A 20926-nucleotide genomic window follows, 5' to 3' on the forward strand; every position below is an offset into this window, starting at 1 on the left:
GGCATCGCGGCCAACAGTACTTACTGAGCCATACTTTGGAGACACGTGCCGACGCCGTTCGCTGTGATACACAAACTGTCAACGATCGGGTATAAGCTGTTTTCCCGATGGAGACAGACACGCACGTTCGTGATGTGATCGTCCCCGGAGGCAGCTATGCCCCGGACGCGGGCGGCGCTGTCGCTGCAATCCACCAACTTCCCACGCTTCGCCTGCTGTCGCTCGATGCGCACGGCCGCGTGCTGGATTGGATCAACTGGCAAGACGCGGCCTGCCTGTACGCCCGCGATGCGGTGTCGTGGACGCTGGGCGAGCCTTGCATGCAGATCCACGGCGGCATCTCGCGGCTGACCGGCGAGCGCAGCACGCTGGAACTGCACCCCATCATCGCCGCGCGCGGGCATGCCCGTTCGCGCGCGCTGGACCCGACCCCGACCCTCAGCAACACCGCGCTGTTCGCGCGCGATTCGCAGCTGTGCATGTACTGCGGCCAGCATTTCAGCCGCCCGCACCTGACCCGCGACCACGTCATGCCGGTGTCCAAAGGCGGTCGCGACAGTTGGGAGAACGTGGTGACCGCCTGTTTCCAGTGCAATTCGCGCAAGGCCAACCGCACGCCGCAACAGGCGCATATGCCGCTGCTGGCGGTGCCCTACCGGCCGAGCTGGATCGAGCACCTGATCCTGTCCAACCGCAACATCCTGTCCGATCAGATGGCCTTTTTGCGCGCGCAGCTGCCCAAGCGCTCCAAGCTGTCGTTGTAAGCCGACTGTCCATTTGTTGCGGCTGCTGGCTGGTCAGTGGCACGCAAGCTTCCAAGAGTGCCAAGACAGCCGCAGGTGGTTGAGCCTGGACGCGCGTGCCGTTGCCCACTCGGGCAGCAGCGTTGGCGGCTTCACTGACGCACCGGGTGTCCGAGGTGACATCGAACCCGGCCACCGCGATCCAACGCATGAGACGCCTGATACGGCGCAGTGTCGGCCCCCTACGCAGAGGCGCGGAGCCAAGTGCTCGCGGAGACACGGCGCAGCCAGCACATCGCCAGGTGCGGCAGATTGCCGCAGGTGTCGGGCGAGCGTCGCGCGCGCCAGGCGTCACGGTGCGCGCGTCCATCACTTCCCGCTGACAGCTGAACCGGTTTGCTTGCCGGGCCTTCGCATGGGGAGGACAATACGGCTTCAGAAGATTGACACGATGATGATCGACACCACCCGCTATCCGCGCCTGTCCCGCATCCAGACTCCCGACGATCTGCGCCGCTTCGACGAAGCCGAGCTGACCGCGATCGCCGAAGAACTGCGCTCCTATCTGATCGAATCGGTGGGCAAGAGCGGCGGGCACTTCGCGGCCGGCCTGGGCGTGATCGAGCTCACCGTCGCCCTGCACTACCTGTATCAGACGCCGGTCGATCAGCTGGTGTGGGACGTCGGGCATCAGACCTACCCGCACAAGATCCTCACCGGCCGCCGCGACCAGATCCACACGGTCAAGCAAAAGGACGGCGTGGCGCCGTTTCCCAAGCGCGAGGAAAGCATCTACGACACCTTTGGCGTTGGCCATTCGTCGACCTCGATTTCGGCCGCGCTCGGCATGGCCATCGCCGCGCAGCGCAACGGCGACGACCGCAAGGTGGTGGCGGTGATCGGCGACGGCGCGATGACCGCCGGCATGGTCTACGAAGCGCTCAACCACGCCGGCGGCATGGACCCGGAACCGAATCTGCTGGTGATCCTCAACGACAACCGCATGTCGATCTCCGAAGCAGTGGGCGGGCTGACCAAGATGCTGGGGCGCGCCAGCGGCAGTCGCACGCTCAATGCGATCCGCGAAGGCGGCAAGAAGATCCTCGGCGACAAGAAGAACAACCCCACCGCGCGTTTCGTGCGGCGTTGGGAAGAACACTGGAAAGGCATGTTCGTGCCATCCACGCTGTTCGAGGAAATGGGCTTCCATTACACCGGCCCGATCGATGGCCACGACCTGCCCAGCCTGGTCGGCGCACTGAAGACTCTGCAGACGCTCAAGGGCCCGCAGCTGCTGCACGTCATCACCACCAAGGGCAAGGGCTACGAACTGGCCGAAGGCGATCAGATCGGCTACCACGCCGTTGGCCCGTTCGATCCAAGCAAGGGCCTGGTCGCCAAGACCGGCGCCAAGAAGCCGACCTACACCGACGTCTTCAGTGACTGGGTGTGCGACATGGCCGCCGCCGAACCCAAGCTGCTGGTGATCACGCCGGCGATGCGCGAGGGCTCGGGCCTGGTGCGTTTCAGCAAGCAATATCCGCAGCGCTATTTCGACGTAGCCATTGCCGAGCAGCACGCGGTCACGCTGGCCGCCGGCATGGCGACCCAGGGCGCCAAGCCGGTGGTCGCGATCTATTCCACGTTCCTGCAGCGCGGCTACGACCAACTGGTGCACGACGTGGCGGTGCAGCAACTGGATGTGCTGTTCGCGATCGATCGCGGCGGCGTGGTCGGCCCGGATGGCGCCACCCATGCCGGCAATCTGGATCTGAGCTTTTTGCGCTGCGTGCCGCACATGGTGGTGATGGCGCCTGCCGATGAGGCCGAATGCCGTCAGATGCTGAGCACCGGCGTGCAATACCAGGGTCCGGCAGCGGTGCGCTACCCGCGTGGCACCGGTCCCGGCGCAGCACTGGACGCCTCGCTTGCCACGCTGCCGATCGGCAAGGCGCAGCTGCGCCACAGCGGCACCCGCATCGCCCTGCTCGGCTTCGGCGCGACGGTGGATGCGGCCGAGGCGGTCGGGCGCGAACTGGGGCTGACGGTGGTGAACATGCGCTTCGTCAAGCCGCTCGACAAGGCGCTGCTGCTGGAGCTCGCAAAAACCCACGATGGCTTCGTCACGATCGAAGACAACGTGGTTGCCGGCGGCGCAGGTTCTGGCGTGTCGGAACTGCTCAACGCCGAAGCCATCACCATGCCGCTGCTGCATCTGGGCCTGCCGGACAGCTTCCAGCATCACGCCAGCCGCGAAGACCTGCTTGCGGAAGCCGGCATCGACCAAGCCGGCATTCGCGCCGCCTTGCTTAAGCGCTGGCCGCAGCTGATGATCAGCCTGCCGCCTGCGTTGAACGCTGCGACAGGCTGATCGCGCCTGCCAGGCTCCTCGTGGCGCGTGCCGCCTTACATCGGCGGCGCCGCGCCAGTACGCGCAAAACCTTCCACCAGGTGCACGATGCGCGCCTGCGATTGGATCAGTTGCAGCTCCGCCTGCAGGCGACGCACGCCGTGTGGTACCTCGTCAGCACCGAGCGCCTCACGCAGCAATGCCGGCAACCCATCCAGATCGCGCACCCACCAGCCAGCACCTGCCACCTGCAGGCGCGCGGCGTGGTCGAACTGGTCGTAATCCAGCGGGTAGACGATCGCCGGCAATCCCACGGCAAGGCAGGCGTAGAGAATGCCGGCACCGCCGTGGTGGATCACCAATGCGTAGCGGTGCAGGTGCTTCGCGTAATCCACGTACGGCAGCCGCTGATAGTTGCCCTGCCCCGGCTGCAGCGGAGCGCCGGTGTCGCCGTCGCTGAAATGGAAGACCACCTCCGGGAACTGCGGCGCCAGCGCACGCAACACGCCATCCATGCGCTGCTTGACCCATTGCAGATGCGTGCCCAGCGTCACCAGCACATGCCGGCGACCGTCGATGAAGGTGGGCGCCGTCACCGACGACGGCGGCGTGCACAACTGCGGCCCGACAAAGCGCACTGCCGTCGGCCAACGCTGCGCCAGCTCGAACGACGGGACTCCCAGAGCCAGGATGCACTGCGGCGAATACACCGCCTCGCTGCGATCGCTGCGATAGATCGCCGGCAACCCGCAAGCGCGCATCTGGCGCCGATAGCAACGGTGCAGGGTCCGTTTGAAACCACGCGTGAGCCCGCGCACCGCTGCATGCCAGACACGCTGCAAGGGCGTGGTCGCAGGCAGCAACCCACCAAAGTAGGCGGGCGGCCCATCCGTGGTTTCGATCACGCACGGCGACGGCATGCTGGTCCACCAGGCAATGCCCATCGTCTGTGCGGCCAGTCCTGCGCTGGGCAGGGTGAAGTCGACGATCACCAGATCCGGCCGCCGCTCGCGCCAGCGCTGCTGTAGCGCTTCGCCAAGCTGCGCCATGAGCCCGAGTGCGCTGTGCAGCTGCCGACGCAGGCGCACGGGGTTGTGGCCCACTGCATGCGGCGGGTTGGCGATGGAAAGCAGCACGCGATCGGCATGCGCATCCAGCACGCTGGCAGCGGTGAGCCCACATGCCTCGATGCGCGCCTGCGCGGCAGGCGTGCTGATGACGCATACCGCGTGCTGCGCAGTGAGTTGTTGCGCGATCGCCAGGATGGGATGCAGATGGCCGCTGTATGGCGGTGCGATCAGATCAATGCGCATGCGCTACGCCCTGTCGCGTCCGTTCGATCTGCGCGACAAAGCGCTGGCACTCGGCAAGCACCTCGGCGTTATGCAGGTACGCCATGTGTCCGCACGCAGGCCTTGCATCGACCCGCCCATCGAACAGTGCGCGAGAGATCCAGTCGCTGCGGCCCTGTACCACGCGCAGCTGGCCGAACACGGCGGGCGCATCACACACCGGGCCGTACGCAAAAACCGCCAGACGCGCGCGCAGCGCATCCGGCAACTGCAATGCGGTCAGTAGCTGCAGCCCGCAGCTGCCGGCAAGAAGCAGCGTCATCGGCCTCTGATCCAGCAGTGCATGCACACGCTTGCGGTCGGCCTCGGCAAGGCGGGCATGTCGGGCCGCAAGATACTGCCGCGCATTGGACAGGCTGGCGCGCCACAACGGCGTGCGCCGGTGCGGCGCGCTATTGCGGCGGTACGGATAATTGCAATCCACCAACTGCCGGCCTGTGCCCTGCAGCTGTCGCAGAAATGCGCCCTGTTCCGTACTCAAGGCGCAGCTTGCCGGATCGCTTTGCCCGGTGAGAAAGGCGATCTGCAGCGGGCTCGACTCACTCCGCACGAAAGCACCCGTCGGGTAACACACGGTAACGCCGCGTGCGCCAGCGGATCGTGCGCACCAGCGCTGCGTGCAGCAGATGCAGCGGCTGCAGACATTCGGCGCATAGCGACAGCAGCAGGCGATGGCGAACGGCGCCGGTGACGCGCCATTGCACACCGCACAGCAGCAGCGCGCGTGCCAGCAAAACGATCAGCACGCAGAGTGCAGCCGGCCAGGTGTGCTGCACGCAAGCGCAGACCAGCATGGCCAGCAGCAGCACCGGCGGCAGCCCCTGCAACACGCCGATGGCACTGCGTACACGCAGGCGTTGACGGCCTAGCAGGATCGATGCGAACAGCATCCAGCGATGCATCTGGCGTACATATCCACGCAGGTCGGGCATGTCGGTACGCATCGCCACCGGCGCAGTGGATTGCCAGAGCCGCCCGCCGCGGTCGCGCACCAGGGTGGCGAAGGCCAGATCGTCGGTCAGTTGCTCCAGCAATGCAGTAAAGCCACCCCAGCGGCGCAGTTGTTCGGTACGCGCGGCATAGCACATGCCGTTGATGGTCAGCGGCGCTGCGAATGGCAGCCAGCCCAAGTACGTGAGCGCGGCATTGTTGTTGACGAACTGCGCCAACAAGCGCCCGGCCAGCGTGGCGCTGTCGCGGTAATACGGCAGTGCGGTGACCACATCGGCATGCGCGAGGTCCAGCAACAGTTGCGACAGCGCACGGTCGCCAAGGTGCGCATCGTCGTCGAGAATCAGGCTGACAGGCGCATCGATGTGCGGCAGCGCGTAATCGAGTTTCCAGGCCTTGGGGTTGATGCCAGGTGGCGCCGGGGGCACCAGCATGCGCGCGATACGCAGCTGCGGATATTGCGCAACGACTGCATCGGCAGCGGCGTTTCCCGGGCCATCGTCGGTATCCAGCAACCAGATGAACTGCGCCTGCGGCAATGCCTGCACGTTGGCGGCAAGCACCTCTTGCAAATGCGCATCGCCACCAAGAATAGGCTGCAGGATCGCCACGTCGGCCGGTGTCGCAACGGCACTGCGCGCTGGCCTCAGCCGTTCGCCGCGCACGACCCACAGCGCGGCCGCCGTCTTGACCAGCAGCACGGCCAGATACGCCGCTGCCAGGATTGGGACGATCAGCTCCACTGCGCTGCCTGCCAGCGCACGAAGGCGTCCACACCCTCGTCCAGGCCAACACTGGGCGGGCCAAGATCGGCAAGCGTGCGGCGCGGATCGAAGGTCTTGGAATACGCGAACACGCCAACGCCGAAGCGCGTGATTGGCGGCTCGCCCCGCAGCCGCAGCCCGCGATACACCGCCTCCACCGCGCTGGCCATGCGCAGTGCGGTGCCGATGCGTACCTCGCGCCGTGGCAATGGCAGCTGCAGGCGCGCCAGCACCTCCAACAACACGTGCTGCAGGTCCACCGGTTGTGCGTTGGTGAGATTGTAAGCAGCCTGCAACTGCGGCGCGGTGGCCGCGCGGTACAGGTAATCGCACAGCGTATCGATATAGATCAGGTCGCCGATCACCGGCTGGGTCTGGCCGACGAAACGTGGCAACGCGCCCTTGCGCGCCGCGGCGATCACGCGCGGAAACAGCACCGTGTCGCCGGGCCCGAACACCGCACGCGGGCGCAAGACGCACTTCTGCCCCGGGTAGTCATCGAGCAGGGTTTCGCCAAGATATTTGGTTTCTGCGTAAGTATTGACGAACGCCGGGCCGATCGGGCTGTCTTCGTCCAGGTCGTATTGATGCGCTTCGCGATAGAACACCGAACTGGAGGAGACATACAGCAGGCGCGGGCAGCCGTTGCGTTTGCAGAAGTCGATGACATTGGCGGTGGCCTGGACGTTGTGCAGCTGAAACTGCGCACGCGTGCCCCACGGCGAGGCCAACGCAGCTGCATGAATCACCACATCCGGTTGCCAGTCCAGCGAAAACGCCCGGCTCAGATCGAGGCGATGGTAGTTGGGCAGATCGCTGGCGCGACGACCGATGCCGCGAATCTCGACAGCCGGCTGCCCCTGAAAGCGCCGCAGGAACGCACCACCGACAAAACCGGACGCGCCGGTCACGAGAATGCGCAGGCTCATCGCCACTCCGGTTGATAACGGTCAAGACTCGGCTGGCAATGCGAGGGCAGGATCGCCAGCTCCGGATGGGCGTGCGACAAGGCGTGCAAGCGATGCACGGTGCGCTGGAATGCGTGCCAGTCGTGCATCAGCAGGCGCGTGGGCCAGGCCGGCCATTGCAGCGTGGCCCAGGTGGCCGAGGACCACACAGCGTCCGCACACAGCAACACCTCGCGGTCGTGCTGGTCGCGAACGCGTAGTCCCATCTGGCCGGGCACGTGTCCGGGTAGCGATACCGCGAGCACGCTGCCGTCCTCGAACAGATCGTAAGCCGGGCCTAACCCCTGCCAGGCTCCAGTCAACGCGCGCTGCGGAGCCTGGTCGGCAAACTGCAGCCGCTGGTCGAAGTCGTCGGGCAGCAACTGCGGCAGCAAGGCGCGGCGCAACCCGCCCACGCGCGAGCAGCTGCGCAGCTGCTGGTGGTCCGCACGCGAACACATGAAGCGCGCATTCGGCAGATCGCGCAGACCGCCGACATGGTCGGCGTGGAAATGCGAAATCAGACACCAGGCGATGTCATCCAGCGCTACGCCGCGTTTGCTCAGCTGGGCGCCCAGGGTTTCGTGAGCGGGCAGGCGCACTGGCGTGGTCAAGCGATACAAGCGCTCCGGCCAGGCATCGGTGGCACGAAAAAAATGCGCCGCGTAGCCGGTGTCGTACAACAGCGCGCCACGCTGCGGATGCCGGATCAGCACGCTCAATGCGGGGAATTCCACCGCGTGCCAGTGACCATCGGCGCGCACCATGCGTTCGCAATGGCGACAGTGGCCTACGCGCAGCAGCTCGAGCGACACGCGTACCGGCATCAGTAGCGCAACACCATGCCGCCGATGGCAAGCCCTGCCCCGGTGCCAAGCAGCGCGACCAGATCGCCGCGCTGCAGGCCCAGGTCGACGCGTGCCTGATGCAACGCATGCGGCAACGACGCGGCAACCTGATTACCGGTGGTCTGCAGGATGCGCACCACCTGATCGGGGCGCAGTCCCAAGGTCTGCACCACATGATCCAGGCCGCCACCGGAGGCCTGGTGCGGTACCAGGCAGCGCAACGCTGCGGCGGCGATGCCGGCCTCGTGCAGCAGCTGTTCCCAGAACGCTGGCAGATGCCGCGCGGCGAAACGGTAGGCGCCGCGTCCGTCCATGCAGAACACGCGCGAAGCATCGGGCGCGCTGTCTTCGCCGTGCGGATAACGCGTGCCGCCGCCGCGAATGCGGCACAGCTCCGCGCCATTGCCATAACTGGACAGCCGGCTGGAGAGCAGCGCCGAGCCCTGCCCTGCGTCGCTGCGGCCAACGACCACCGCGGCTGCGCCATCGCCGAACAAGCCGGCCGTGGCCGGCGTCGCTGCGTCCAGCCCGGCCGATGCGACTTCGCTGGAGACGATCAGCACGCACTCGTACCGGCCTAGCGCCAGTGCGTTGGCCGCCATATCCAGGGCAACCAGGAAACTCAGGCAGGTGGCATTGACGTCGAATGCGGGGATGCCCGAATCGCCGAGGCCGAGCGCGCGTTGGATCAACACCGCCTGGCAGGGAATCGGCTGCTCCATGACGCTGCAGGCGGAGATCAGGCAATCGATCCGACTGGCATCGAGCCCGGCGCTGGCCACGGCCTGTTGCGCAGCGGCTGCCCCCATCGACGATGCGGTTTCGCCCTCGCCCACGTAATGGCGCGTCTGCACACCCAGACGCGCGAACGTTGTTCCGGCCGGCAACTGCCAGCGCTCGTCCAACTGGTGCGATGTCACTTCCGTCGCCGGAACATGGCGCCCGGTGCCCAGGATGCGCAGCGGCAATGCGTTCAACGCGCAGCTCTCAAAACGTGAAGGCGCGCAGCATACCGTGGCCGCATCGGCAGGCCCACCGCCATGCATGCCGATACACATCTAAGCGCAAGCACCGCGACGCACGCCGCGCAATAGCCGCCTGCCGCATCCACTGGATCGATGCCAGCTCCGGTGCTCGCGCGCAGCATGACGCGCCAGGCGCACGCGGCGGCATCGGCTCAAGGCGCTTCCACGGCATAGCCCAACGCCTGCAGGCGTGCCAGATAGCCGTCGGGCGCGGTCAGCCGGCTGATCGGCAGCACCGCGAACGTGCTGCGATTGCGTTGCAACGCGGCGGTGGCGATGCCCAGCCAATGCTCGCGCATGCGCCGCTCCAGGTCGCCGATGCCGCGTTTTTTTGCGGCACCAGAGCTGGCCATTGCGCCCATGCAGGCGGCCTGCGGGTCTTCGCGTGGCAGCTGACGCAAGGCCTCGATATCGCCCACCGACCAGGCATTGGCGCGCTCCACCATCGTCGGCAGATCGCGTTCCACCGTGACCAGAATGCTGCGGAAACACGCGGTATCGTCCATTCCGCCCGCACGGAATTCCTTGAGCGCCTGACGTGGATCCTTGATTTTGTAGTCCAGCGCGGTCGGGGTCGGCTTGATCCCCGCGCGCTTGGCCGCGCGTTCCACCACGGGCCAAACCACCGGCGCACGGGCCAGGCCGGAGCGCTTGATTGCCGCCTGATACAACTCGCCGGCGGCCAGCATCGGACGCTTGCGCTCCACGCCGCGGTCGCTGCCGAGATAGCGCGCCTTGGACACGCTCCAGCGCGCATACAGGTCGGCCGGCAAGATGTCGCGCAGCTCGCGCCCGTCTTCATTCTTCATCGCCTTCATGGCCGACGGCAGCAAGGTCAGCTTGCCGAAAAATCCCATGTCCGCATCCACCTGCACGGTTGGCGCTTCCAGCACCTGCTGGGACTGGCCGATGATGGTCTCCACTTCGGTCGCCTGCCACTGCAGTCGCTTTGGCAATGGCGACAGGGTGCCCAGGATCCACAACACATGATCGCCCTTGCTGACCTTCCACAAGCCCGGCCCGGGCTGCACGCCGCGCACGACCATGGCCTCCAGATCCACCACTGCCGGTGCCGGTGCCGGTGCCGGCACCGCCACCTTGGGCGGCGCGGCTTCACTGGCGGTCGCCAGCAGCGACACCAGCGTCAAACCCATTCCCCATCCTGCGACCTTGCGTTGCATGGTGTGTCGCCCCCTGTTTGAGGCGGACAGTACGCCAAGCCGGCAGCAGCCGCGTTAGGGAAGCGTTCGGAACCGCAAGCGCCGTCGATGATTAGCGTGGCAGCAGCGTCGCCAGGTGTGCGGCCAACGGCGAGGCCTTGTCGAGCAGCGCAAATCCTTCCCAGACAAATCCCGGCGATACCGTGCAGCCCACCAGGGTGAAATCGCCGAGCGAGCGTGCCGCTTGCCAGCAGCCTGCCGGCACCACATGCATCGGCTCGCCGCGTTCGGCGGCATCCACGATCACATGCTGCACTTGCTCGGTGCAGGTGTCATAGATCAGCAGTTCCAACGCATCGCCCAGCTGCCAATGCCAGGTTTCTTCCGCATCCACGCGGTGCCATGCACTGCATTCGCCTGCACTCAGCAAGAAGCGGATGGCGGTCATTGCCGGACGGGTATGGCCGTTGCCGGTCACCTGACGTGCAGAGGCGTAGACGCGGCGATAGTGCCCGCCTTCCGGATGCGGGGCGAGGTCCAGCGAGCGGATCAGGGCGGCGGCGGTCGGATGCATGCGTGCATGCTAGGCCAGACGCATCCCCCCTGCATCAGGGCAGCTGCTTTCCTGCGCGCAGGCAGGTGCGGAAGAACACCAGCAGATCCCAGCTATAGCGCTTGAGCAAACGGCGTGGCTCGTTGAGCAGCCGATACATCCATTCCATATGCAGGCGTCGCACCCACTCGGGCGCACGCTTGGCGGTACCGGACAAGAAATCGAGCAACGCGCCCACCCCGAACACCAGCGGCACGCTCAGCGCATGGCTGTGGTCCAGGATCCAGCGCTCCTGCAGCGGGTTGCCGAACGCCACCAGCAGCACATCGGCACCGGAGCGATTGATGCGCTCGGCCAGGCCCTCGCCCGCCGCCGCAAATTCGCCATAACCATCGCACATGCCGACCACCTGCTGCCCCAAGGTCCCGGTCAGCGTGGCCGCAGCGGTCTTGCCCACGCCCGGACGGCCGCCCAGCAGAAAGAACTTCAGCGGTTGCGCACTCTCGCTGCACAGATACGGAATCAGGTCGGTGCCATTGAGGTTGCCGGCAAAGCGGCGGCCGTGGATCAGCCGCGCAGCCAGATCCAGGCCGATCCCGTCGTTGACGATACGCACGCTGGGCTCACGCATGCGCACCCGCAGCGCCTGGCACTGCACGATGAAATTGGTATTGGCAAAGAACACCCGCCGCGGCTGGCGGGCGGCCAGTGCATGAAATAGATCCAGCGCGAGGGCTTCCTGCGTAGTGGACAACACCGGAAAGCCGCCCAACGGAATCACCACACCCGGCGGCGTGACCCCGCTGGCAATCCCCGTTGTTTCCACATCCACGCGCTGGCCCTGCATCATCGAATCACCAAAGGTCGTAAGGGAAGGCAGCCAACAGTCCAGCCTGCAGCCTTTCCAGATCGAAATCGCCGTTGCCGCCCAGCTGCAGACACTCTTCCACGCTGTTGCCGGAATGCCACTGCATACGCCCGGTGCCGTTGTAGTAGTCGTCGTACTTGAAGCGATCTTCGCCGTTGCCCCAGTCCAGGTACACCGCCGGGATTCCATAGGCTTCGGCAAGGATCAGGCCGTGCAGCAAGCTACTGATCACCAACTCAGCGCCAAGCAACGCGCTCATGAAGGTTGCGGGCTTGACATTGGGAAATACCAGGTGGTCCTTGTACGCGCTGTACTTTTCGACCGGTTCGTTGAAGTGCGGAACGATGGCGAACGGGCGCTTGTTGATCGCGCCGAGCGCATCGGCCGGGAAGAACATCGGCGTCAGCAGCCCGGGATCGCCATACACTTCCGGCACTGCGATGCCGCGATCGAGCAGAAACTTGCGCGTCTTCGGCCCACGCACCGCACGGACATCGAGCGTACTGAAGGTGTTGCGCTCGGCAGGAATCTTGCCGTTGATACCACTACCCCAGACGGTGTCGCCGTCTTTGGCGAAGTGCAGCACCGAGCCGATCGCGATCAGCTTCTTGCTCAGATCCCGCTTCTCGATCAGCGTTTTGTCCTGCAACGACAGCACGCAGGAGACGATCACCTTGGACAGGTGATCTCCCATATTCACGCCAGCGTTCTTGGGCTGCCACCAGAACAGCGCACGACGTTCTGCATGTTCTATCCATTTCTGCAGCAAGGCGTTGGCCATAACGTATGAGTCTCCTAAAGAAAAAATGTGCGCCGCATCAGTGCGAGAGCGCAGCCTCCGACGAGGTATGCACCGCTGCGCTTTGCTGTGGATACAACCGGGTTTCCGGATACGCACTGGGATCCAGCACGCGATCGGTGGTGTCGGACCAATTCAGGCACTGGCGATAACGCACGCGTGGCGCTTCCAGGGCGCGGCCGATTGCCGCAACGACAGAATCGGCGTTCCCCGGAGTGTAGCCGAAACGCGACTGATACGGCCCCACCACGGCATTCGGACACACCGCAGGCAAGCCGAAAAAGTCGTATTGCAACAACTTCATCGAACTGTCCGCCAGGTAGACCGGCACCTGCTCGGAGGCATACGGCGCAATCCCGAACCGCGCGTGCTTGATGTAGCCAATGGTCTCGGCGTGCTTCATCTCGCCGTAGACCACCACGTTATCGCCGTATCCCGGATGCCGCCCCATGCCCGAGCCGATCACATGAAACGTCACCTGCGGGAAAGCCTTGCTGGCAACCACGAAGAATTCCGGATCGAACAGCATCGAACCGACGGCCACTGCGTGGATGCCCTCGCCGTACGGCGACGGGTCGCCGAGTTGATCCAGGTTGTGATCTACACCATGGCCAACGTGATAGACATTGTCACGGCTGGCGATTTCTTCTGCCATTGCCGGCGATACCAGTGCAATCACATCGAGCTTGGGTGCCACGCGGTCGAACTCGCGTTCGATATACGACGCAACATTGATCGTGCTCAGTCCGTCTGACGCGCGGTACACCAGCTTGGCTGCGGGATTGACGCGCTTGGCCAGTTCGATGAAAGCGACCGCAATGCCGCTTTCGAACACGATCACATCTGCCTCGCGCATCCAGTCGAGTAACTGGCGCGGCGGATGCGCGGCATACCAGCGGAACATCGCATCCTCGACCGACCGCAGCCACGGACGGCGCGTATTGAACGGATGCACGGTCGTGCGCCACAGGTAGCAGTCGACGCCCTTGTGCGAGACGACCGCGTTTGCGGTCTCGTCGAGCGGCAGACGCATATCCCCCTTCATGCGCGACAACCGGCTGTAACGCAGCGAGAAGAACCGCGTGGTCCCGCGCAATGCCAGTTGATCGGTGATGAAGTGGATATTGGCGCGCCGGGGCGTGCGGTAATCGTGGGCGGACAAGACCAGGTAGCAAGGCCGGCGGATGCCGGAAGCGGCGGCGGGTGTGTCGCTCATGGGCCGTGTCCTATGAATGAGTGAGAGAAAGCATGACCGACTGCAGGCGAAGACGATGTCGACTCATCGACGTGCCTTGGCCTGCGTCAGCAGCTTGCGAATGTTGACGATGGCAATCACATCGCGGCGGAATGCAGGCCAGATCGCCAAGGCAAGCAGGCAAACGGCAAGCATCGTCACAGCGCCGACAGCCAGTTGCTCCCACAGCGGGCCGCCAACCGTGATGGAGGCATAGTACGCACAGCCACCCGCTACCCCGTAGGCGACCATGGCGCGCAGCGCATTGGTGAAGAGAGCTCCGACCGGCGCGTCTGAAATCTTGCCGATCCATAGCAGCGACAGCGGCCAGGTCAACAACAGACCGAACGAATAGCCGATCGCCACCCCCATCGCGCCCCAGCGCGAGCCGACGAAAATGCAGGCAATCAGCAGCACGCGGCTGACCAGCGAATACACCAGCTGCGCGCGCATCAGTCCCCGCGCAAGGAATACCCAATACGTTGCATAGGCCGCCGTCTGGAAGATACCGCCAAGTGTCAGCACCTGGAACAGCGGCACCGCCTCACGCCACTGCTCGCCCAGTACCAGCACGATCAGCGGCATCGCCAGTGCGCAGGCGAACGCGAACAGCGCGAAGATCAGGTGCACCATCACGGTCTGCCCGCGCAGCAGGAACGCGCTGAAGCGCTCGCGGTCGTCCTGCAGCTGCGACAACACCGGAAGCGCCACGCTGGTGGCAGGCGCATTGATCTGGTTCAACGGCATCATCAGCAACTGGAATGCGCGGTTGTACAAGCCCAGCGCGTCCGGTCCGGTCCGCCAACCGATGATCACCTGGCCCACGTTGCGACTGGCATATCCGAGCAACTGCGCAGCCATCAGGTTCCAGCCGAAACTCATGAAATCGCGCATCGGCGCCGAACGCTGGTAGCCACCCGGCAACCAACGCGCGCAACTCGCGGCGATGATGAAATTGACACCGGCCTGCACCACCTGCTGTACCACCAGCGCCCAGTAGCCCCAGCCCAGCAGCGCAGCAGCAACCGCTGCGCCAAGACCGAGCACCTGCGAGCCGACATCGCTTAGCGCCACCTGCCCGAAGCGCAGCCCGCGGCTCAGATGCGCGCGGTACTGCGTGGTCATGCCATTGATCAGGAAGGTGACCGCCAGCGCCTGGGAAATCGTCACCAGGGCCGGCTCTTTGTAGAAGTTCGCAATCAGATGCGCCGAGGCGAACACCGCCAGCGACAGCGCCAGACCAATGCCGCTATTGATCCAGAACAGGTTATCGCGCTGCTCGCGACTCACTTGCTTGGCTTGCACCGCTGCGGCCGACAGGCCGAAATCGCGCAGGATCTCGGCGGCGCCGACGATGGCAGTGACCATTGCCATCAGACCGTAGTCGTAGGGCGTCAACAAGCGCGCCAACAGAATGATGCCGCCGAACTGCACCACCATCTTGGCCGACTGGCCAAGCATGGTCACCGCTGCGCCGCCAGCAGCGCGCGAGCCCAGACTGCGCTGTGGCGGTGGCGGCGGTGTGGAAGATGGCATCGTAGGTGTCTCTGCGGTCACAGCGCGGCATCTCCATCCTTGCCCAACGCTTCCAGATAGGTGCGGTAATGCAACTGCCCGATCCGCGGCCAGTCGCGCTGCGAGAGATCCGGCGCCGGGCCGCGTGGCGCAGCACGCACCTTGTCCAGCATGCCCGTCAGGAGCGCGGCATCGAACTCGCCTTCATACAGGAACACCCAACCGGGGCCGACTTCCTCGGCGATGGCCGCGTTGGATTCGCTCCACGGCGCCAGCACCGGACGCGCCAGCGACAACGCCAGCAGCAACGTGCCGGAGTTATGCATCTGCCGATACGGCAACACCACCAGTTCGGCCGCGCTGACTTCGCGCGCCAGCACCGGCTCTTCCACATAGGCCAGCAAAGCGCTGATCCGCGGATCCTGCGCGCAGGCGTCCTCCACCAAGGTGCGCATCTGCGGCGTGGCCGGGCTGCCGACGATACGCAGGCTGAGACGCGCATCGTCCACCCCGCGCATGACCTCCAGCAAGGTTTCGACGCCTTTGTACGGGCGAATCAGGCCAAAGTGCAGCAGCCGTCCGGGCACCGTGCTGCCCTGCTCCATGCTCGCGAACCAGTCGCGATAATGGCCGTGCAGAATCGTATCGGTGAACGGCGGACGTGACGGCGTGGTCGCATTGATGCGAATCCAGCGCCGCGTCAGCCGGTCGATCCAGCGCAGCAGGCTACGTTCGCGCCAGCCGCGGTCCTCATGCGGCGCAAGATTGTGCAGGGTGCGCACCACCGGCGTGCCGGTCAGCTGCAGCTTGAGCAACAACAACGCAGCGCAGACCTGCTTGGCCAAGGTGCCGGCAGTGCTCGGATGGCGTAGCAGGTATTCGGGCCAATGCAGATGCAACACGTCGTAACGCGACAGCAATGCATCGCGCATCGAGAAGAAACGCGGATGCACTGCGGCAGGCAGCGCGTCGTAGAGCTGGGTCAGGTACGGGTTGGTATTGGCATTGGGCTTTTCGGTGGAAAACAGCACCGTCACCTGCGGCTGTGTTGCCGCATGCGTCATTGACGCAGAAGCTGGCGCGCTCATCGCACAGCCTCCTGCACGCGCGGAATGCCCAACGCGTCGTGGTATTCGTCGACGTAGCGCCCGACCACGTGCTTCCAGTCATAGCGGCTCACATAGGCCATGGACGCCGAGCGACGGGTGTCGAAATCGCTGTCGGACTGCAAGGCAAGCGCCTGCACCTGATCTGCTGCCGCTTCGATCCTGTCGCGGTTGACGATCACGCCCTGGCCCGATTCGCTGGCAAGCCGCACGAATGGCGGAATATCGCTGAGGATCGGGATCAGGCCCGCGCTCATCGCCTCCACCGCCGCGATACCAAAGCCTTCATGCCGCGACAGGCACACAAAGAACTGCGCCTGCTGCATCAATGCGCGCAACTGCTCCTGCGAGGGCGACATGCTCAGCTGCACCTTGTCCTGCAGCCCGCGCTCGGCGATCGCTTTGCGCAGATCCGCTTCGTTCAGATCGTATTCGCGGCCGGCAATGATCAACCGCCATTGCGGGTCGCGCTTGAGCGCCGCCTGCAACAACTCCAGGGTTTCGATCAGCCCCTTGTTGACCGACCAGCGCCCGAAATACAGCATGGTCCGGCCGGGCGTGGTCGCCCCCTGCCCTGCATATTTTTCTACGTCCACACCGTTTTCGATCACCCGCAGCCGCGCCGGTGCCACCACCTTGGCGAACAGATCGCCATCGTTTTCGCTGGTGGCGATCACGCGTGCATAGGCCAGTGCCGAGGTGCGCGTGAGCGTCTGGAACCACAGCTGCTTCATGCGCGATGCGTAGGCGGTATGGAAAAACCCGCCGTGCGTGGACACCACCATCGGCTTGCCGTGCAACGGCTTGGTCAATGCCAGATAGTCGTAAAAAAAGTCGATGCCATGCAGATGCACGACATCGGCCGAACGAATCGCACCAAGCACCGAGGGCGCCAGCGGGTAGCGCGACGAGCCGCGATAGCCAATCCGCCGGATCGACAGCCCTTGATGCGTGTCCTGCGCCGCAAGTTGCGCACCCGGATCGGTGAACACACGATCGAGCGTCACGACCTCGACCGTATCGGCGCTAGTGGCTTGATGTTGGCGGGCAACATTGAGAACGACCTCTTCCATGCCCCCGATCGAAGGATGGAATTGGCGGACGACATGCACCACTTTCATTACGCCACTCTCCTTTGCCAGCGGCGCGCACTCAGTTGCTGCGACGGCTGATGATTCTGAAAACTCGTCATTTGCGTTTCAACCCCAACATCCACGGCGCGATCGGCACCAGCACCGCGCGCATCGGCACGCTTGCCGCAATCGCGAACGCGCTCAGCCCCAACGCCCAGGCAGGTGTGCCGATTGCGCTGCGTGCGATCAGGCCCGTACGCGCCACCACGCTGGTGGTCACCAAGAAAACCAGGGTATGCGTGCACAGAATCAGCAAGGTGTTGGTACCGATCCATTGCACCCAGCGCAGACGCCGAATGAAATAGGCGACGCAAAACGTCATCGCCGTTCCGAGCAGACTGACCAGCAGGAAGATGGCAGCCGACTGCCCGAACTGCAGGTTGTTCACGTCCACCTGCCCGTTCCACCCGGCCAGCCACCACCACAGTGCGGCTAGCGGCAACAAGGCAAGCGCCCACACCTGCGCGCGCAGCGATCGTAGCGCATCGGCGAACCGCGATAGCCAACCGCCAAAGGCAATGAAGAACAGCGCGACCGGCAGCACATCCAGCGCGAGCGGCAAACGCTGCTGCAGCGAAGGAAACCACCCCGCCCATGCCAGCGCTAGTGGCAGACTGATCGTCGCCACCGCGGCCGCACTCAATCGCGCACGCAACGCAATGTAAGCCAGCGTCGTGACAAATAGCGCGGGCAAAAACCACAGCGCGGGAAGCACATACAGGCGTGACCCATTGGCCCACAGCAGTCCCGTGAGCGGGTGCCACCACGGGCGCGTCTGCGGATGCCCCGCATGCCCATCGATCGCAGCAGTCAACAGCCACAGCGCATAGGCGACCATGAAAAAAGCGAGATACGGCACCAGCAACGTGCGCGCCAGCTTTGCGACGGATGCCGCCGTCAATGCCCGATGTCCAAAACGCTCGCCAACCCAGCCCGACAACACGAAAAACAGCGGCACATGGAAGCTGTAAGCGAACATCTTGTACGCTGGCGGCATGCCGCTGGCATGGCCCAACACCACCAGCGCGATGGCCAGCGCTTTGGCGGCGTCGATCTGCCAATCGCGCGTCAGCGCAGGCGCCGTGTTGGCGTCCGTGAGGTGATGCGCACGCATGTCGTGTAGTGAAGAGAATCCGCTTGTCATGCCAAAACGCCGCTCATGCCGCCACCGGGCGCGCACCCAGCGCCCACGGGGCGAAGCGCATCAGGATCCAACGCAGCGGCACGCTGGCGGCCAATGCGAACAGCGTGACGAAGACCGCCCAACCAAGCCCCGGACGCGCGCCGCCGAATCCACCAGCCAAGGCCGCAACACCGGACAGCACGAAGAACACCAACATATGCGTACAGAGAATCAGCAAGGTGTTGCGGCCGATCCACTGCAGCCACGCCCAGCTCTGTACCAGCCGCGCCGCGCAGATCACCATCAACGAACCAAGCAACGCGCTAACCAGGAACAGCGCGTGATCGTGTCCGAATTCGAGCATGTTGACGTCGATTCGCCCATTGGCGACGGCCAGCCAGGCCACCGCCAATGCCAACACGACCGTTGCCAGGGCGCTGCCGGCCAAGGATGTCGGCAGGCGTGGCGAAAGGTAGATCAGCAAGGCGCCCAATGCGTAAAAGCACAGCGACACCGGTAGCACGTCCAAACCGAAAAAAATCCGCACGTACTGGGCCGGGAACCAGTTCATCCAGAACCATGCCACGATCAATGCCAGCCCTGCGATCAGGATCGGCGACATCAGGCGGCGCAAGACCAGGTAACTCACCACGGTCGCCAACATGACCGGCAGAAACCACAGCGGAGGTTGCACGTACAGGTCCGGGCCGATACCGGTGAACATCGCCACGATGGGCTCCCACCACGGGTGACTTCCCCAGCGCGCAGCCTTTTCGCCGATATTGCGGGTCAGCAACCAGTAGGCATAGCCCAACAGATAAAAGGTGACGTATGGCAGCAGCAGGCTACGTGCCTGCTTGCTGATCGTCTGCGTCAAGCCGGTATTGCGCGACGCATAACCGGCAGCCAGCCAACCGGATACCAAGAAAAACAGCGGCACGTGGAAACTGTAGGCGAACAAGGTCATGCCATGTGGGACGCCCTTTGCATGACAGAACACCACCAGCAAGATCGCAATGGCCTTGGTGGCATCGATGCGCGGGTCGCGGACGCGACCGCTGGTTGCAACCCGTGCGTTGGCGGCGGGCAAAGCCGACGGCGATGCCGGCATTGCCGACACGCTCATCGTGCCGCTCCCGCAGGCAATGGCAACTGCGCGCCATCTGCCGTTGGATCGTCCTTGATCAAGACAGCCTGCGTGCCGGACGCAGACCAGGTCGGCAGCATGTGCCACATGCAACCACAGACGAACCACCACAACGCCGAGGTCTTGATCGAAAAGTAGCCGTTGGAGACAAGCAGGCTCAATGCGAACGCAAAGATCGCCAGGTTCTTGAACAGCTGCCCTTCCTTGCTCGGCATCAGCAGCAGGAACGAATAGGCCAGCAGGAAGGCCAGCACGCCTACGATCGATTGCGATGCGATGAAGTACGAAATGCCGCTGTCGAAGTAACGATACGCCTGTGCAAAATCCAGCCCCATCCACGATTCGAACGACAGGTTATTCATCGAATAAACGGTGAAGAACACGCGCCCCATCGTGGTGTCCTGGTACGCGGTGATGCCAGTGACCCAGACAAGCAGCCATGCGCTCATGATCACCAGCAGAAACACCAGGAAGGCCAGCCGCTGATCCAGCCGTTTCAATAGCGGCGTCAGCAGCACCATCAACACACAGGTGCCCGCCGCCAATCGCCCGTCTGAGGCGACAATCATGAAGCCGATCAACCCCACCGACAGGATCAGCGCCGCCGGTCGCATCCAACGCCAGAACACCAGCACGATCGCGGTGAAAAAGCAGATGTAATTGCCCATCGTCACCGGTTCGATGAACATCGAGGAGGCACGCGGCAGATTGGAGCCCGGCAGGAAGTTACGCTCGCCCGGTCGGGTGGCGCTGACGAACAGATTACTGTCTTCGTTCCAAAAGCCTTCGGCGCTCATGCCGCGCGCATTGACAAAGAAGCTCTTTGGATTGATCAGATCGCCGTATTTGACTGGCATCGCCAGCTCGAACGCGGCAACCAATGAGACGATGATGGTCATGCGGATGAACAGCTTGGGCACCGAGCCGGTGTAGGCAGAGCCAAGCACGACGAAGGCGAATACCACCAGGGCGTCGCGGAAGAACTTGGGGTCGATCTGCCAGTTCACCAAAAACCGCACGAACATCAGCGTGACGATCAACCCGAGTCCACTGACGATCAGGGCAATGCGCTTGCGGCTCAACGAACCCATGCCAAGCAGGAAGCACGCCGCGTAGACCATGAACTCGACCGCGTAGGTGATCACCGGCCGCACGGTGAACACGTTCGCGTTGATGAACGCCAGCACCAGGTTGTAACCCACGCCGACCAGCAACGTCAGCTCGATCAGCAGGTTATGCCAGCGCACGCGAGTTTCCTCGCTCATTCGAATCAGCATGCAGATGCCCGCTTGAAAGGAGCGGCTGCAA

General features: G+C 64.3%; 19 protein-coding genes. 2 read left to right on the top strand and 17 right to left on the bottom strand.

From position 1 onward, the window contains the following. The first annotated feature begins 107 nt into the window (after nucleotides 1–107). Both AMD14_RS13500 and dxs read left to right on the top strand, forming a co-directional pair. On the top strand, nucleotides 108–764 hold the full coding sequence (locus AMD14_RS13500) for an HNH endonuclease (protein WP_003484866.1): 657 nt from the start codon (nucleotides 108–110) through the stop codon (nucleotides 762–764). Nucleotides 765–1197: 433 nt separating this feature from the next. Then, entirely contained in the window at nucleotides 1198–3114 is a 1917-nt protein-coding gene (gene dxs / locus AMD14_RS13505; protein ID WP_011051677.1) for a 1-deoxy-D-xylulose-5-phosphate synthase, read from the top strand. Nucleotides 3115–3149: 35 nt separating this feature from the next. Here the strand turns inward: dxs and AMD14_RS13510 are convergent, their stop codons facing one another. From AMD14_RS13510 to AMD14_RS13590, 17 genes are all read right to left on the bottom strand, one after another. Further along, on the bottom strand, nucleotides 3150–4406 hold the full coding sequence (locus AMD14_RS13510) for a glycosyltransferase (protein WP_003484861.1): 1257 nt from the start codon (nucleotides 4404–4406) through the stop codon (nucleotides 3150–3152). Beyond that, nucleotides 4396–4995, bottom strand: coding sequence for a hypothetical protein (locus tag AMD14_RS13515; protein WP_005920322.1), 600 nt, complete (start codon nucleotides 4993–4995; stop codon nucleotides 4396–4398). The genes AMD14_RS13510 and AMD14_RS13515 overlap by 11 nt, the downstream gene beginning before the upstream one ends. Beyond that, nucleotides 4985–6139 (bottom strand): glycosyltransferase family 2 protein, encoded by a 1155-nt coding sequence (locus AMD14_RS13520; RefSeq protein WP_011051678.1) that lies wholly within the window; start codon nucleotides 6137–6139, stop codon nucleotides 4985–4987. Before AMD14_RS13520 ends, AMD14_RS13515 begins: the two co-directional genes overlap by 11 nt. Then, nucleotides 6130–7089, bottom strand: coding sequence for an NAD-dependent epimerase/dehydratase family protein (locus tag AMD14_RS13525; RefSeq protein WP_003484858.1), 960 nt, complete (start codon nucleotides 7087–7089; stop codon nucleotides 6130–6132). The genes AMD14_RS13520 and AMD14_RS13525 overlap by 10 nt, the downstream gene beginning before the upstream one ends. Then, nucleotides 7086–7934, bottom strand: coding sequence for an MBL fold metallo-hydrolase (locus AMD14_RS13530; RefSeq protein ID WP_011051679.1), 849 nt, complete (start codon nucleotides 7932–7934; stop codon nucleotides 7086–7088). The genes AMD14_RS13525 and AMD14_RS13530 overlap by 4 nt, the downstream gene beginning before the upstream one ends. Further along, a complete protein-coding gene (locus tag AMD14_RS13535; RefSeq protein WP_005920316.1) occupies nucleotides 7934–8932 on the bottom strand; it encodes a 3-oxoacyl-[acyl-carrier-protein] synthase III C-terminal domain-containing protein in 999 nt (332 codons plus the stop codon). The genes AMD14_RS13530 and AMD14_RS13535 overlap by 1 nt, the downstream gene beginning before the upstream one ends. A gap of 200 nt (nucleotides 8933–9132) precedes the next feature. Continuing rightward, complete coding sequence (locus AMD14_RS13540) at nucleotides 9133–10161, bottom strand: TraB/GumN family protein (protein WP_011051680.1); 1029 nt, start codon at nucleotides 10159–10161, stop codon at nucleotides 9133–9135. Nucleotides 10162–10252: 91 nt separating this feature from the next. Then, on the bottom strand, nucleotides 10253–10714 hold the full coding sequence (locus tag AMD14_RS13545; protein WP_011051681.1) for a cupin domain-containing protein: 462 nt from the start codon (nucleotides 10712–10714) through the stop codon (nucleotides 10253–10255). Nucleotides 10715–10748: 34 nt separating this feature from the next. After that, nucleotides 10749–11543, bottom strand: coding sequence for a WecB/TagA/CpsF family glycosyltransferase (locus AMD14_RS13550; RefSeq protein ID WP_040107641.1), 795 nt, complete (start codon nucleotides 11541–11543; stop codon nucleotides 10749–10751). Between the two features lie 4 nt (nucleotides 11544–11547). Then, nucleotides 11548–12342, bottom strand: a complete 795-nt coding sequence (locus tag AMD14_RS13555) for a polysaccharide pyruvyl transferase family protein (protein ID WP_011051683.1) — start codon at nucleotides 12340–12342, stop codon at nucleotides 11548–11550. Between the two features lie 37 nt (nucleotides 12343–12379). Further along, nucleotides 12380–13576 (bottom strand): GumK N-terminal domain-containing glycosyltransferase, encoded by a 1197-nt coding sequence (locus tag AMD14_RS13560; protein ID WP_011051684.1) that lies wholly within the window; start codon nucleotides 13574–13576, stop codon nucleotides 12380–12382. Between the two features lie 63 nt (nucleotides 13577–13639). Further along, nucleotides 13640–15130, bottom strand: a complete 1491-nt coding sequence (locus AMD14_RS13565; RefSeq protein WP_015472160.1) for a lipopolysaccharide biosynthesis protein — start codon at nucleotides 15128–15130, stop codon at nucleotides 13640–13642. A 17-nt stretch (nucleotides 15131–15147) separates the two neighbouring features. Next, nucleotides 15148–16197: a glycosyltransferase gene (locus tag AMD14_RS13570; protein ID WP_011051686.1), complete on the bottom strand. Its 1050-nt coding sequence runs from the start codon at nucleotides 16195–16197 to the stop codon at nucleotides 15148–15150. After that, nucleotides 16194–17336 carry a GDP-mannose:cellobiosyl-diphosphopolyprenol alpha-mannosyltransferase gene (gene gumH / locus AMD14_RS13575; protein WP_005920309.1) on the bottom strand — a complete coding sequence of 381 codons (1143 nt, stop codon included), beginning with the start codon at nucleotides 17334–17336 and terminating at the stop codon, nucleotides 16194–16196. The genes AMD14_RS13570 and gumH overlap by 4 nt, the downstream gene beginning before the upstream one ends. Before the next feature lie 67 nt (nucleotides 17337–17403). After that, nucleotides 17404–18462 (bottom strand): acyltransferase family protein, encoded by a 1059-nt coding sequence (locus AMD14_RS13580; RefSeq protein ID WP_015463357.1) that lies wholly within the window; start codon nucleotides 18460–18462, stop codon nucleotides 17404–17406. Nucleotides 18463–18505: 43 nt separating this feature from the next. After that, complete coding sequence (locus AMD14_RS13585) at nucleotides 18506–19597, bottom strand: acyltransferase family protein (RefSeq protein ID WP_005930218.1); 1092 nt, start codon at nucleotides 19595–19597, stop codon at nucleotides 18506–18508. Beyond that, entirely contained in the window at nucleotides 19594–20883 is a 1290-nt protein-coding gene (locus tag AMD14_RS13590; RefSeq protein WP_016848778.1) for a hypothetical protein, read from the bottom strand. Before AMD14_RS13590 ends, AMD14_RS13585 begins: the two co-directional genes overlap by 4 nt. Nucleotides 20884–20926: the final 43 nt, after the last annotated feature.

It is taken from the genome of Xanthomonas citri pv. citri, assembly GCF_000961215.1.
Lineage (GTDB): Bacteria > Pseudomonadota > Gammaproteobacteria > Xanthomonadales > Xanthomonadaceae > Xanthomonas > Xanthomonas cissicola.

Coding starts and splice junctions, on each gene's coding strand:
- AMD14_RS13570 (WP_011051686.1), bottom strand. CDS start 16,197: ATGAGCGCGCCAGCTTCTGCGTCAATGACGCATGCGGCAACACAGCCG.
- AMD14_RS13550 (WP_040107641.1), bottom strand. CDS start 11,543: ATGATGCAGGGCCAGCGCGTGGATGTGGAAACAACGGGGATTGCCAGC.
- AMD14_RS13590 (WP_016848778.1), bottom strand. CDS start 20,883: ATGAGCGAGGAAACTCGCGTGCGCTGGCATAACCTGCTGATCGAGCTG.
- AMD14_RS13510 (WP_003484861.1), bottom strand. CDS start 4,406: ATGCGCATTGATCTGATCGCACCGCCATACAGCGGCCATCTGCATCCC.
- AMD14_RS13530 (WP_011051679.1), bottom strand. CDS start 7,934: ATGCCGGTACGCGTGTCGCTCGAGCTGCTGCGCGTAGGCCACTGTCGC.
- AMD14_RS13540 (WP_011051680.1), bottom strand. CDS start 10,161: ATGCAACGCAAGGTCGCAGGATGGGGAATGGGTTTGACGCTGGTGTCG.
- gumH (WP_005920309.1), bottom strand. CDS start 17,336: ATGAAAGTGGTGCATGTCGTCCGCCAATTCCATCCTTCGATCGGGGGC.
- AMD14_RS13580 (WP_015463357.1), bottom strand. CDS start 18,462: ATGCGTGCGCATCACCTCACGGACGCCAACACGGCGCCTGCGCTGACG.
- dxs (WP_011051677.1), top strand. CDS start 1,198: ATGATCGACACCACCCGCTATCCGCGCCTGTCCCGCATCCAGACTCCC.
- AMD14_RS13560 (WP_011051684.1), bottom strand. CDS start 13,576: ATGAGCGACACACCCGCCGCCGCTTCCGGCATCCGCCGGCCTTGCTAC.
- AMD14_RS13525 (WP_003484858.1), bottom strand. CDS start 7,089: ATGAGCCTGCGCATTCTCGTGACCGGCGCGTCCGGTTTTGTCGGTGGT.
- AMD14_RS13545 (WP_011051681.1), bottom strand. CDS start 10,714: ATGCATCCGACCGCCGCCGCCCTGATCCGCTCGCTGGACCTCGCCCCG.
- AMD14_RS13585 (WP_005930218.1), bottom strand. CDS start 19,597: ATGAGCGTGTCGGCAATGCCGGCATCGCCGTCGGCTTTGCCCGCCGCC.
- AMD14_RS13555 (WP_011051683.1), bottom strand. CDS start 12,342: ATGGCCAACGCCTTGCTGCAGAAATGGATAGAACATGCAGAACGTCGT.
- AMD14_RS13565 (WP_015472160.1), bottom strand. CDS start 15,130: ATGCCATCTTCCACACCGCCGCCACCGCCACAGCGCAGTCTGGGCTCG.
- AMD14_RS13500 (WP_003484866.1), top strand. CDS start 108: ATGGAGACAGACACGCACGTTCGTGATGTGATCGTCCCCGGAGGCAGC.